This window comes from Ensifer sp. 38_S197 (assembly GCF_056924495.1).
This window is the reverse complement of sequence record NZ_JBXOVZ010000001.1, coordinates 218,341-231,606: the sequence shown is the minus strand read 5'-3', so window position 1 is coordinate 231,606 and position 13,266 is coordinate 218,341. Positions and strand designations below refer to the sequence as shown.

Sequence of the window (13,266 nt, the reverse complement as noted above, 5' to 3'; positions counted from 1 at the left end):
ACGCTATGAAAGGCATTATTCTGGCCGGAGGATCCGGCACTAGACTGCATCCGGCGACCTTGGCTGTTAATAAACAGCTTTTACCAGTCTATGATAAGCCGATGATCTACTATCCGTTGTCCGTGCTGATGATGGCGAAGATTTATGATGTTCTTATTATCTCCTCGCCCGATTTCATTGACGGCTATCGCAGGCTCTTCGGTGACGGTTCAGCTTTGGGGTTGAGGATTTCCTACGCGATTCAGACGCGGCCAGACGGCTTGGCGCAAGCGTTCACGATCGGTGATGCGTTTATTGGCAAGGATAGAGTTGCGCTGGTTCTTGGAGACAACATCTTCTTCGGTGCAGGACTTTCCGACTTACTTGCAACGGCGGCCGCGCGAACTGTGGGGGCGACCGTCTTCGCCTACGAGGTGGACGATCCGGAAAGATACGGCGTAGTGGAATTAGATGAGCGCGGGCGCGCCGTTAGTCTTGAAGAAAAGCCGACCGCGCCTCGCTCCCGCTTCGCGGTGACAGGTCTTTACTTCTATGACAATGACGTCGTGGAGTACGCAAAACGTCTCAATCCGTCTGCTAGGGGTGAGTATGAGATCACGGATCTCAACCGCCTCTATATGGACCGAGGGATGCTTCATGTAGAGAAAATGTCGCGCGGATATGCGTGGCTCGACACTGGTACGCACGACAGCTTGCTTGAGGCCGGTGAGTTCGTTCGTACAATACAGCATCGCCAGGGAACCAACATAGCCTGTATTGAAGAAATAGCCTATCAGAACGGCCTGATCACGCGCGATCGTCTAAAAGAGCTTGGCAGTCTTTACGCGAAGACGGCATACGGGAGATACCTATTGAAGATCGCAGATTTCGAAGCAAGCAGCGGCGGTGTATAGCAACTCGCCCCGAGGCGGCTCATTTGAAATGGCGCTCTCCATGTTGCACTTGTTCGCTTTCGGACATATTCCCCTAGGTTACGGCGGCAGGGCGCAAGCAGTGAAACTCGATCTCGTCGCCCTTAGTGGCGCAAGTTGTCAAAGGCATATTGCATGTTGAATTGGTTGGGAAAGTTCAAACAAGCCAACAAACCCGTCCGCGAATCACGCGAATCAATTTTTGATCAATATGAACTGCGGCGGCCAGACCATCAGAATGCGATAGACGCGCTGCCCGGTTGGAGTTCGGCGTTTCCCGGCCATCTTCAACTCCAGGCCGGGAACCACCCACTCTTTGCTGATGGTAGGATCGCGTGGGCGCTTGAACAATTTGGGGCCATAGAGGGCAAAACGATCTTGGAGGTCGGGCCGTTGGAGGGCATGCACACATTTATGCTTAACGCGCAGCGGCCTTTGCGCATTGACGCTATTGAGGCAAATCGACTCTGCTATCTGCGCTGTCTTGTTTCGCGCCAGATCCTTGATATTGACCGCGCGCGATTCCTGCTGGGGGATATCCAAGCTTGGCTGAGTGCGGGAGAAGTCGATTTCTACGACCTAGCCATTGCGTCCGGGGTTCTGTATCATATGGCTGATCCGGCTGGCTTCCTTCAGCAGATTTCTGCGAAAGCGGGTGCGCTATATCTTTGGACCCACTACTTCGACGAGACGGCCATGCCGGCCGATGACGTGCGGCGTTTGCCCTTTAGCGGAAAAATTGAGATTAAGAGTGTCGGAGATACCACTGTTCGTTACTACGAGCGGAGTTATAACCACGCGAATTCACACCCTTCGTTCTGCGGGGGAATGAAGGATCGCCATTTCTGGCTGCACCGCGATGATATCCTGTTGCTACTGAGCAAATTCGGATATGACGAGATACTCATTCAGGTAGATGAGCCTGATCATTCCGGTGGGCCCTGCTTTTCATTATTGGCCAGACGCCGTTAGTGTCGCGAGAAGCTGTTACCTCGACTTGAGGCTGAAAAAAGTGCTGTTTAATGTCGAACGTGATCTCGGTGATCTCATCGAAGGGTACCTCATCCCCGACGGTTTTTCAGATCACCCATCGATCATTGTATCTGGTATTGAGGGAACACTCGCGCGGTTAGCATGCGATCAGTATCGTGAGGCAGTGGTGGAGTCTGGGCGCCATGGAACCGGCTTGGTAGGATTCAGGCTTGATAACTCTGTCGTTGCCGACCTTGCTCACCGAGAAATACTGGCGGTTCATGACGCTAAAAGTGGATTGCTCATTTACCGACGAATACCGGCAAGCAATAGGAAAAGCCTGAAGATTGTCCGTCTCGAGACACAAATAGTTCCCGCTACACGGTTGGATCGGTTTTGCAGTGAAGGATTCCAGTATGAACTTCATTCGGCGGAACGGTTTGGCCACGAAACAACATTGCAGGCATTCCACCTTGATACGTTGGATTCGGTATACATCAGTGGACGCTTGCTCCTGAAGAACTACGAGGCTTTCTTAGACCGTGGCTTTCAAGCGGTCGCACTGCTTACCGAACCGTACTACGAGATGGCTGCGCGCATTTTCGTTTTGAAAAAGATGGGGCGCGTGCCTCTGTCCTTTCTAGGGGATCGTGATCGTCTGATTTTGACCCCGGCGGCGGAACATTTCGCCGACGTGGATCTGCACAGTGAAGCGTCGCTTAAGTCGGCGCTTAAAAAAGCGCCGCCAAAAGTACGGAGTGTCTTGACCTCACCGATGACACGCCAGCTCGTTTGCACGACACCCGAGCAGTTTGTCACCAAGGCCGATGTGGCCGCCGCTATTGAGCTGCTTTCTCGTTTCACGGTAGTTGGCCACGACAGCGAACCCTCGCTGTTTCAGTTTGGTGTAGCTGAACTTTTAGGCCGTCCGGCCGAGGATATTCCGCTGCCAACGCGGCACAGAGTATTGGAAGAAGCGGCAGTTCGGTTGCGTGAGATACCTGCCGCCGAATCACTTGTGGAGCATGACCTTATTTTTGACCACTATGTGCGACAGGCGTTGCGAGTGGGGAACTTCGAAAGCTAGCGATGGGTGCGTGGCGGATACAACAGAAGCAAGTTGAAGGGAAAATAGTCGAGGCTCAGACTCGGCGCGAGCACTCCATGGGTGTGCGTCAGGTGCTACCGACAATCCTACGTCGACGAGCGCTGCGATCGCTTGGGAATGGAACGGTCGACTTAGAGGCAATTGATGTTGACCCTGGGGAAGCTCGTCCTCAGACCGGCGGGAAATTTCCTGTTTGGTTGTCGACCTTTCTTGCGATGGTTGTTTTGCCTTTTTTGCTAAGCTCACTCTATTTTCTTTTCATCGCTTCTGATCAATTTACTGCGGAGGCGAGGTTTGCCGTGAGATCGCTGGCTGACGACGCTTCCAGCGAAAGTCCGCAAAGTAGCAGCGTGCTGACAATGAGGTCTGCTAGTCAAGATGCATACGTCGTCACGAGCTTCATTCATTCAGCAGAGCTTCTAAAGCGGCTTGAGGGAAAGATTGACTATCGCGGAATGTTCGCGCGGAAGAGTATCGATTTCTTCTCGTCTTTTAGCACCGAAGGGGCAAACGAAGACTTCTTAGACTATTGGAAACAGCAGGTCACAGCCTATATTGACGGTCCGTCAGGCATTGTAACGCTTAAGGTGCGAACGTTCAGCCCCGAGGATTCAGTGACCCTCACTTCTGCTATTGTGGAAGAGAGCGAGCTACTTATTAATGAAATGTCTGCAAGGGCGCGCAACGATGTGCTTGCTAGCGTACGCGCAGAGGTCGAAAAAGCGGGGGACGTATATGGTAACGCCCTTGGAGAACTTAATCGTTTCCAGGATGACTCTGGTATTTTAAGTCCCCAGATGCAGGCTCAAGAAACCGGGAAGCTTGTTGCGAAACTCTTAGGCGAGAAGCTTGATATCGAAACTCGCCAATTTGTTGCCAAGCAATCGTCAGCCGATCAGTCACCTGCTTATCAGCAACTTACACTAGCGCGCGAAAGCGTAGATGGACAGATTGAGCGTCTCAAGGCTCAATTGACCGGAACGTCGGACGAAAGTCTCGCAAAGGCCCTTCTTCGCTATTCTGAACTAGAGACAAATCGGGTTGTAGCGGAAAAAATCTATGAATCGTCGCGACAGGCCTATGAGGCTGCGCTCGCGGAGTCACTTCGAAAGGCTCTCTATGTCGTTGTTTTTGTGCAGCCAACTCTCCCGGAGAAGTCCCTCTACCCGCTTCGGATCTTCTCGCCTCTAGTAATCTTTCTTGGGCTGTCTGTGCTGTGGTCAACGTTGGCGCTCACTTGGGCTTCCATACAAGATCACCGGCTCTAGAGGAAATCGATGATCCGATTTACAAACGTTTCGAAGCACTTCAAGACGCAGTATAATAAAAAAATAATATTGGATAGAGCAAATGTCGATTTTTTGCCGGGGTATTCTTATGGTCTACTTGGTGTGAACGGTGCCGGCAAATCAACGACGTTGCGAATGATTTCTGGCACGATACTGCCGAATGCCGGAAAAATTCACAAGGATTGTAGGGTGTCGTGGCCCTTGGGGTTCGCTGGGGGATTTCACGCGGCGATGACGGGACTAGACAACCTTCGCTTTGTTGCTCGTGCATATGGCGAAGATGTTCGGCGCGTCTCGCGTTTTGTGGAGGAGTTTGCTGAGCTTGGGGACTATATTCACGCCCCCGTGAGGACATACTCATCTGGAATGTTGGCGCGGCTTGCATTTGGTCTGTCAATGGCAATTGAATTCGATTGCTACTTGATTGACGAGATCACAGCGGTTGGCGATGCGCGATTTCAAGAGCGGTGTCGCGAAGCCTTTGAAAGACGTCGCAAGAATGCGGATCTTATAATGATCTCGCACGGTATGGACACGATAAAAAACTACTGTGATAAGGGTATGGTGCTCGTCGACGGACGATTAATCGTGTTCGATCAGGTAGAGCATGCCATAGAGGCGTATTATCGCCTGAATCGGTGAGGTGATCCATCGCCCATTCGCTCTGGAACTGAAAACACGATGCCTCATCAATCTGAATTTCGAGTAAACAGCGCTGAGCAAACTGCGCTTGAAGTGAGCCGGGGTGTTTCTGTCCGCTTGGCAGCAACTGCTCGAAAACTTCGCTTCTCAACATCGAGCCGTAGTGAACACTTCAAGGTTGCAGGGCTACGGCCGAAACTTTCTGAGCGACTAAATCGAATTGCGTTCGTCATCTGTACCGTTTTCCTTCTGATTTTCCCTAATATATTTTCGCTGGTTTACTATGGTTTTATTGCGTCTGATCAGTATCAATCGGAAACTCGGTTCACGGTACGTACGTCTACTCCGGCGCTGGGCAAGGATCAGCTTGGGAAGGCGACAGGCATACCAGCTGCGAAGATAGCTCAGGATACGCAGATCGTCGCCGAACTCATAACGAGCAAAGCGATGCTCGATTCCCTCCGGAAACGAATCGATCTTCGGGCTGTGTATGGACGTTCTGATATCGATATGATCTCGCGTCTGGCGAAGGACGCGCCGTCGGAAGATCTACTATCCTTTTGGCAAAAGATGGTCTCAACGTCGATTAGCCCTTCGAGTGGCATCATTACCGTGAAGGCTCGCGCGTTCTCTTCGGAGGAAGCACAGCGAGTATTGACGGAAATCGTTCGCGCCGCGGAGACTGCGGTCAATGACATGAATTACCGAATCTGGCGGGACGTAACAGACACTGCGCAGAAAAACCTAGATCGTGCTGCGGAACAACTGCGGCTCGCCAGAGGAAATCTGCAAGTCGCGCGGAACCAATCCGGGATGCTTTCCGTGGAAGGCACAGCGACCGTTATTGCGGCGTTGATTGAAAATGTTGAGCGCGAAAGGCTTGATCTTCAACAGAAGTACGATGTTCAGGTTCAATCTGTCGGCAAAGATGCGCCCCAACTGCGTGTGCTGCGGAGAGAGATCGCAAGCAAAGAGCAGCAAGTCAAGGAACTGCGTGTTCAGCTCGCGGGTGGGTTAAGCGAAGGGGAGAATCTTGCGCAGACCTCTACAACTTTCGCGCAGCGCCAGATGGAGCAGGCGCTGGCAGAGCAGCAGTTTGCAAGCAGCGTGAAGACGATGGAACAAATTAAGTTTGTAAGCCGGCAGCAATTGCTATATCTCGACGCATTCCTCCTCCCGGACAAGCCGGATAAAGCGAAGTTCCCAAAGCGGGTATTTTGGATATCAGTAACATGTGTTGGTTCGCTTGTTCTGTGGGCAATGGCGATAGGTACGCTGGCGCTTGTTAGGCGACGCATTCACCAATAGTGAAAATTAGAGTGGGTAAGCCGACTTAATTGCGGACCCACTGCCTCTGGAATCCGACGTGTTCTACTGCGGTCGGTCGGACGATCTTTGAGAGTGACAATAATGGCACTGCTAGTAACACCAAACGATGAATTGAAACAAAGCGGTGAAAGTACTACTGGCGCGCAAATCTGGAGCGCGCAGGGCGATGACCCGGCGTTTAAGATCTCTTACTCGTTTCTGCGGAAACCGATTGTCATAGTCAGTATATTCGGGATTTCGGGTGCCATCGACCCAAAGATCTATATTAACCGCGGAAGCGGATTTGCCGAACAAGACGCCGTCTCCTTTCAAAAACGAAACGGTTTTGTCTTCATTCTGGATGTAGGAAAGATTGGGTCGCTTCGCGCGCTGCGCGTCGATCCAGCAAGTTTACCAATTGATTTCGAGTGGCGGGTTGAGTCGTTTGAAGACCGCCGAGCAGGTATGCATCGAGCGCGGGAATTAATCGGGGGGCGGCCTGACGCACAACTCGTTGACGTCGGGCGCATACCCTGCTTCACGCGACCGAAATTCAAACTCCCATCATTTCGTCGAATAGAGGACAGCGTCAAAACCTATATTCAAGCCAACTATGCGCTCGCCGCGACCAGGGCGACGCCTGCGTTCTGTGAAAACGGCTCGTGTTGGTTGAGCGTGGTAGTGCCGGTTTATAACACTCCAGTCAGATACTTGGACGAATTGCTTGCTTCGTTTCGATCCCAAGGAGTGGAGGGAGTTGAGCTAATCCTTAGCGATGATGCCTCAACGTCGAATGACACGCTTACCTGGCTTGAGGCTCATGGAGGCGACGGGGTCGTCCAAGTGGTCTTCAACCCGCAAAATAAAGGCATTGCAGCGGCGACGAACGCTGGTTTGAAGGTGGCTCAAGGGAGCTGGATAACATTTCTCGATCACGATGATCTAATTGCTCCTCATGCATTGAAGGTTTTGGCGACCGAAATCGAAGCCTTCAAAGAAGCTTATTTCTTCTTTACAGACGAAGTAGTCGTAGATGACCGGCTCCACGCGAAGGGTTTGATGCTCAAGCCGAGTTATGATTCGGTCCTCCTGTCCGGGGTGAACTACATCAATCATTTCTCCGTTTATCGGCGTAGCCGCCTCGTTGAGATCGGATTTTTGAGGCTCGGATTCGATGGATCGCAAGACTACGATCTTCTCCTTCGGTATTTGGAAAACATCCCTGAGGACAAAATTCGCCACATTCCCTATCCTGCTTATTGGTGGCGCCATACGGGACAGAGTTATTCCGCAAAGTACATTGATAAGGCGACGCACAACGCGCGAAAGGCAATTGTAGATAGCTTTGCGCGATCTGGGAAAACGGTCGATGTCCTCGAAGCCGCGACTAACACCCTCCATAGAGTCTCGTTTCAACAACCTGAATGGCGGTGGCCAAAGATATCCATCATTATCCCGAGCAAGAACTCATTAGATCTCGTCACACGAGTTTTGGGGGGGATCTTTTCTCAGACAGACTATCCGAATTTTGAGGTAATTGTTGTCGACAACGGCTCTGACGACGGCCGAGTTCTTGAACTTTATCGGCGTTACAAGTTGCAATACAACAACTTCACTTACGATATCTTCCGATCTGAGTTTAATTTCTCATATTCGGTGAACCGTGGTGTTCGAATGGCATCGGGAGAACATGTTCTGTTGCTAAACAACGATATTGAGATCATTGAGGCAGACTGGCTTAAGGAGATGGTACAATGCTTAGCATTCCAGCGGACGGGGATTGTCGGTGCAAAACTATTGTATCCCGATGATACAATCCAGCACGCGGGGGTTATTGTCGGATTTGGCGGATTAGCCGGGCATTGGTATTCTAGAAAACCAAACAATTTTGGGGGACCTATGAACCGGCTGCATGTGCGCAATTCCATGAGCTGTGTGACGGGTGCGGCAATGCTGATATCGGGAGATTGTTTGAAGCGTGTGGGTCCGTGGGATGAGGTGAACTTTCCAGTAGCCTACAACGATGTAGATTATTGTCTGCGAGCTGGAAGTGCGGGATACCGAATTGTGTGGACGCCGTTCGCCTGCTTGTATCACCATGAATCAGTTTCGCGCGGTTCTGACGCTACTGGTTCGCGCCGCAGACGATTCGAGCGCGATAAGGAACGTTTGCGCTCTATTCACGCGACGTCTTCTTTTCGGGATCCAGCGATCAATCCTGGGTACTCAATAGACCACTCGGAACCGGTAGTACTGGAACCTACGAGCCTATTTTCATCACGCTGACCTGTTCTGATTAATGGCAACAATTCGTGCTTGACGAAGGGCGCGAGCACCTTAGAGGTTATGGATCTAGTTTCCGTAGGACTCGAACAGGCCCGCCGATAAGTATCTCTCGGTCCATAGCTGGGATATCTAACCAATAGGATCTGATCGCAGCTTCGGCGGAGGCAAAGCTTGCGTCTTGGCGTGTGCCGAATAAGTTCCATGAAGCGAGATGTCTGGGCGCGTCAGGGTCGATCGGCCGGATTGCATATATTATTGAAGTTGGCGCTTGTGACTGATGATAAATTCTTGCCTCTTCCTCTGTGGGAAGTGCAAAGACACTGCTGAGCCGAGAGGGCGCGTTCGGTCTAAGCGCGAGTCGGGCGAATTCGAAGATCAACTCGGCCTGGGTGGTTCTATTGCTTTCGTGGGGAAGGAAGGTGCGCTTGGTGATCCTCCCCCAGTTTCCGGGTTCTATGATTGCATCGGGGGCCAGCAGAATAGGAGCACAGTGAAAAAATGTATCCAACATCTGCATGCCACGTTCAAATCGGTAGTCGGGGTCGTTTAGCATGGCTTCCCCCTTGGGCTTGGCCGTAGCTACAAGGGATGTCTAATTTAGGCATGACTTGCAAGCGATTCTTTATTGACCGCTCGGTGGCGGCGCGATGCACTCCGATGCGCACTATCAGTTTTCCGGTTGAGAAGATATTGGTATCCCTTCGGCGTGAACAGCCTTGCGAAGTTCCGCGTCTCCCGTGAGTCTGCACTCTTAAGAGTGGACTTAAGAGTGCATTGAGCATGGGACATGCAGTTTGGCTGGCGGGGCCGGAGCGGCGTCGGCGATGGTCGTTGGAAGATCGCGCCCAGATACTGGCCGAGGCTTTCGCACCAGGCGCGGTGGTTTGCGAAGTCGCACGCCGTTTCGATGTTGCGACTGGGCTGATCTATAGTAAGCGGGTAGGTCACCCCACGTATCTTTAAGGCCGCTGAGCGCGCATTCTCTGCATGAGTCATGCGGAGAAATCTATGAGCGACAGTGTGAATCATCATCGAACATTCGAGGTCCTGACGGCCGAGCCGGTGCGGTCTCGACGCAAGCCGCGTCATTGGTCGGACGAAGAGAAGGCACAGCTTGTCGCCGAGGCGCTCACGCCGGGGGCCAACGTGTCGGCGATTGCGCGGTCTCAGGGATTGGACCCGTCGCAGCTCTATGCCTGGCGTCGTAAGGCGCTCTCGTCGGGAATGGTCGCGCCATTAACGGAGGGAGCGCACGCACCAGTCAAGTTCACGCGCTTTGAGGCGGTGGCCGGTTCCATGGTGGAGATCGTCGTGGGCGATGTTGTGGTGCGCGTCGGCGGCGATGTCGATGCCGATCACCTGACCAAGATACTCCGGGTGGTCCGCACGGCATGATCGCTTCCGGTGTGGTGGTTTACGTGTCGTGCCAGCCGGTCGACTTCCGCAAGGGGGCCGCGTCTTTGATGGCGCTGGTCCGAGACGGCGGTCTCGACCCATTCAATGGCTCGCTTTACGTGTTCCGGTCGAAGCGGTCGGACCGTGTTCGCATTGTCTGGTGGGACGGCTCAGGCGTCTGCCTCTATTCGAAAACCCTGGAGGAGCAAGGCTTTTGCTGGCCGGGTATCTCGGCGGCGCGGATGCGTCTCGACCATTCGCAACTGATGGCGCTTCTGGCGGGGCTCGATTGGAAAAAGATCCGGCCGGCCAAGATCAGGCGGCCGTTGTCGACGGGCTGAAACCGGCCTGCGGCAAGATGAATCATGTGGCTGTAATGATTGGGAAAGCGGCTGTTCTTGTGCTCTATTGCCTCCATGGATTTGCCCGTTTCCGATCTGCCAGACGACGTCGATGCGCTGAAAGCGATGATCCTTGCGATGGCGCGCGAGCAGGCTGCGAACGAGACCCGGCTTGCGGCCGCGGCGGCAGAGGTCAAGCGGCTGAAGGCCGTCGAAGTGAGCGCCAACGAGCGGATCGCCAACCTCACGGCGATCCTGAAAGTTTTGCAGCGCACGCAACATGGCAAGCGATCCGAGCGGCTGCGCCTGGCCGTCAATGACGAACAGGTTTCCTTTGCGTTCGAGGAGGTCGAGACCGGCCTTGCAGCAATCCAGAGCGAACTCGACCGCGCGGCCGGGGACAAGCCGAAGCGTGCGCCGCGTCCGCGCAAGGGCTTTGCCGCTCATCTCGAACGCATCGAGGAGGTTATCGAGCCGGAAATCCCGGCCGACTGCGCGGGGCTGGAAAAGGTTCTGATCGGCGAGGATCGCTCCGAGCGGCTGGACGTCGTGCCGCCGAAGTTCCGGGTGATCGTGACGCGCCGCCCCAAATACGCTTTCCGGGGCCGCGATGGTGTGGCCCAGGCCCTGGCACCGGCACATCTTATCGAAAGCGGCCTGCCGACGGAGCGGCTGCTCGCCTATATCGCCGTGTCGAAATACGCCGATGGCCTTCCGCTTTACCGGCAGGAGGCGATCTATCTGCGCGATGGCGTCGAGGTCAGCCGGTCGTTGATGGCGCAGTGGATGGGGCATCTGGGCTTCGAATTGCAGATGGTCGCCGATTATATCCTCGAGCGGGTCAAGGAGGGCGAAAGGGTCTTCGCCGACGAGACGACCTTGCCCACGCTTGCCCCCGGTTCCGGGAAAACCACCAAGGCCTGGCTGTGGGCCTACGCACGCGATGATCGACCCTACGGCGGAACCAGCCCGCCGATGGTTGCCTATCGCTTTGAGGACAGCCGGGGCGGCGATTGCGTGGCGCGTCATCTCGCCGGATTCAGCGGCATCCTGCAGGTTGACGGCTACTCGGCCTACACCAGCCTGGCCAAGACGCGGGCCAAAACCGGCAGCAATGAACCCATCCAGCTCGCAGGGTGCTGGGCACATCTGCGGCGCAAGTTTTACGATCTGCACATCAGCGGGGTCTCTCAGGCCGCAACGGAATCGATCGTCGCCATGACCGAGTTGTGGAAGCTCGAGGACAAAGTCCGCGGCCAGAATACCGAGAGCCGCGCGGCGCGACGCCAAGAAGAATCCGCGACCATCGTCGCCAGCCTCTTCGAGCTTTGGGAAAAGGAGCTTGGCAAGGTCTCGGGAAAATCCAAAACCGCCGAGGCGATCCGCTATGCGTTCACCCGGCGAGAGGCACTGGAATGCTTTCTCACGGACGGTCGCATCGAGATCGACTCCAACATCGTCGAACGGGCGATCAGACCCCAAACGATTACGAGAAAGAACAGTCTATTCGCCGGCAGCGAGGGCGGTGGACGAACCTGGGCGACGGTGGCCACCTTATTGCAAACGGCCAAAATGAACAGCGTCGATCCGCTCGACTGGCTCTCGCAGACCTTGACCCGCATTGCTCAAGGCTGGCCAGCATCCGAAATCGAAGCGCTCATGCCCTGGAACTTCAAGCCCGACGTTATCGGCTGACCGCTTACGATCTATACTTGGCGATGGCAAGCTTTGGCGTATGCGCCGCCTCCACCCCATTGATTTTGCGTGTTTGTGACCATTGAGGTTTCTGCCTTTCTGCCAGAATGTTTTCGGCAAGAGCTGGAGATTATACGTATGCGGCGTCTCCGCCCCATTGATTTTGTGGTTGCAACGTTGATGTCGATCGCTTGCGGAAGGTCCTGTGAGCTCATCGGGGAGTCCCGGACGAGCTCATTGTGAGGCGCTGCGTTGCGCATAGGCCCAGGGCATGAGGGCCTCGATGTCTTTGGCGAGGTGGCCGTTGGCGAGGCTGATGAAGAGATCGCGCAAATAGGCATAGGGCTCGACACCAATCATCTTGCATGTGCCGATCAGGCTGGCGAAACGGGCCCAATTACGGCCGCCTTCATCGTGACACAAAAACCGAAGGACAAGAACAAGCGTAAGCGCGGAATTCGCCGCACCTGTTCATAGACGTGGCAGTGAGGGATTCTGTGTCCACAACGGAGACTATGGACACATGACATTGGATGGCGCGGGAAGATCAGGGCCGCTTCGAGTGGTTCGGGTTCTTGGCAACGGTAAGCGACGATTTGATCCGGTTGAGAAGGAGCGCTTGGTCGATGCGGCCCTTGAGCCGGGAGTATCGATTGCAGGGCTTGCGCTTTCGCACGGGGTCAACGCCAATCAGTTGCGCAATTGGGTGGCGCTACGGCGACGCCGGCAAGCGAGCGAGAAGGAATTGACGGTTCTGCCGAACAGCGCGCCGCCGGCCTTCGTTCCGGTGGTTGCGGCCGCGCCGATTGCGCGACCGCCGGCTCCGTCGGCTCGGCCGACATCGCCACGGCTGCGGTTGAGGGCGTCACTACCGAACGGTGTGCGGCTTGAGCTTGAAGATGCGGATGCTGAGGCTCTGTCGGCGATGATCGAAGCACTGGGGCGTTGCGATGTTCCGGCTGGCTGATGATCTGCGCGTCTATCTTCACCGGGAGCCGATCGACTTCCGTGCGGGAATCAACAGCCTTGCGATCCTGGTGGAGCAGTCTATGGGCCTCAACCCGTTCGAGCGCGCGGTGTTCGCCTTCTGCAATCGTCGCAGAACCCGGATGAAATTGCTGTTCTTCGATCGGTCTGGCTTTGTGCTCGTGTTGAAGGCGCTGTCGGAAGACAAGTTCCGCTGGCCGCGGCGGCAGGAGGCGGTGGTGGCGCTTGACGCTGAACAACTGCACTGGTTGCTCGACGGCATTGATCTCGACGCGATGGTGCGCCATCCGGTGCGGCAATATGAATTTGTCGGCTGAACTTTGCCGTTGACG

13 protein-coding genes and 1 pseudogene are annotated in these 13,266 nt (G+C 54.5%); 13 read left to right on the top strand and 1 reads right to left on the bottom strand.

What is annotated here, in order from left to right; translation table 11 throughout:
- Positions 1 to 5 precede the first annotated feature (5 nt).
- The 11 genes from rfbA (at position 6) to tnpC (ending at position 11,947) form a co-directional block, all read left to right on the top strand.
- On the top strand, positions 6 to 893 hold the full coding sequence (gene rfbA, locus AC1Z3V_RS00865) for a glucose-1-phosphate thymidylyltransferase RfbA (RefSeq protein ID WP_483496677.1): 888 nt from the start codon (positions 6 to 8) through the stop codon (positions 891 to 893).
- A gap of 153 nt (positions 894 to 1,046) precedes the next feature.
- On the top strand, positions 1,047 to 1,883 hold the full coding sequence (locus AC1Z3V_RS00860) for a class I SAM-dependent methyltransferase (protein WP_483496676.1): 837 nt from the start codon (positions 1,047 to 1,049) through the stop codon (positions 1,881 to 1,883).
- Positions 1,828 to 2,970: a hypothetical protein gene (locus tag AC1Z3V_RS00855; protein ID WP_483496675.1), complete on the top strand. Its 1,143-nt coding sequence runs from the start codon at positions 1,828 to 1,830 to the stop codon at positions 2,968 to 2,970. The genes AC1Z3V_RS00860 and AC1Z3V_RS00855 overlap by 56 nt, the downstream gene beginning before the upstream one ends.
- A gap of 77 nt (positions 2,971 to 3,047) precedes the next feature.
- Positions 3,048 to 4,259 carry a KpsE/RkpR family capsule polysaccharide export protein gene (locus tag AC1Z3V_RS00850; protein ID WP_483496674.1) on the top strand — a complete coding sequence of 404 codons (1,212 nt, stop codon included), beginning with the start codon at positions 3,048 to 3,050 and terminating at the stop codon, positions 4,257 to 4,259.
- Positions 4,260 to 4,268: 9 nt separating this feature from the next.
- Positions 4,269 to 4,922: an ABC transporter ATP-binding protein gene (locus tag AC1Z3V_RS00845; protein WP_483496673.1), complete on the top strand. Its 654-nt coding sequence runs from the start codon at positions 4,269 to 4,271 to the stop codon at positions 4,920 to 4,922.
- Positions 4,923 to 4,961: 39 nt separating this feature from the next.
- Positions 4,962 to 6,230 (top strand): KpsE/RkpR family capsule polysaccharide export protein, encoded by a 1,269-nt coding sequence (locus AC1Z3V_RS00840; protein ID WP_483496671.1) that lies wholly within the window; start codon positions 4,962 to 4,964, stop codon positions 6,228 to 6,230.
- Between the two features lie 102 nt (positions 6,231 to 6,332).
- Positions 6,333 to 8,516, top strand: coding sequence for a glycosyltransferase family 2 protein (locus AC1Z3V_RS00835; RefSeq protein WP_483496670.1), 2,184 nt, complete (start codon positions 6,333 to 6,335; stop codon positions 8,514 to 8,516).
- A gap of 780 nt (positions 8,517 to 9,296) precedes the next feature.
- On the top strand, positions 9,297 to 9,479 hold the full coding sequence (locus AC1Z3V_RS00830; RefSeq protein ID WP_483496669.1) for a transposase: 183 nt from the start codon (positions 9,297 to 9,299) through the stop codon (positions 9,477 to 9,479).
- A gap of 45 nt (positions 9,480 to 9,524) precedes the next feature.
- The gene (locus tag AC1Z3V_RS00825) at positions 9,525 to 9,911 is read left to right on the top strand and encodes a transposase (protein WP_483496668.1); all 387 of its coding nucleotides are present in this window, start codon (positions 9,525 to 9,527) and stop codon (positions 9,909 to 9,911) included.
- Positions 9,908 to 10,252, top strand: a complete 345-nt coding sequence (gene tnpB, locus AC1Z3V_RS00820; RefSeq protein ID WP_483496667.1) for an IS66 family insertion sequence element accessory protein TnpB — start codon at positions 9,908 to 9,910, stop codon at positions 10,250 to 10,252. Before AC1Z3V_RS00825 ends, tnpB (AC1Z3V_RS00820) begins: the two co-directional genes overlap by 4 nt.
- Before the next feature lie 75 nt (positions 10,253 to 10,327).
- Entirely contained in the window at positions 10,328 to 11,947 is a 1,620-nt protein-coding gene (tnpC, locus tag AC1Z3V_RS00815) for an IS66 family transposase (RefSeq protein ID WP_483499495.1), read from the top strand.
- 234 nt (positions 11,948 to 12,181) lie between these two features.
- On the opposite strand, the pseudogene AC1Z3V_RS00810 reads toward tnpC, so the two are convergent.
- A pseudogene (locus AC1Z3V_RS00810) lies at positions 12,182 to 12,373 on the bottom strand (transposase domain-containing protein); the annotation flags it as partial.
- A gap of 193 nt (positions 12,374 to 12,566) precedes the next feature.
- On the opposite strand from AC1Z3V_RS00810, the gene tnpA reads away from it, so the two are divergent.
- Entirely contained in the window at positions 12,567 to 12,914 is a 348-nt protein-coding gene (gene tnpA, locus AC1Z3V_RS00805; protein WP_483496666.1) for an IS66-like element accessory protein TnpA, read from the top strand.
- A complete protein-coding gene (gene tnpB / locus AC1Z3V_RS00800; RefSeq protein WP_483496665.1) occupies positions 12,898 to 13,251 on the top strand; it encodes an IS66 family insertion sequence element accessory protein TnpB in 354 nt (117 codons plus the stop codon). Before tnpA ends, tnpB (AC1Z3V_RS00800) begins: the two co-directional genes overlap by 17 nt.
- Positions 13,252 to 13,266 lie beyond the last annotated feature (15 nt).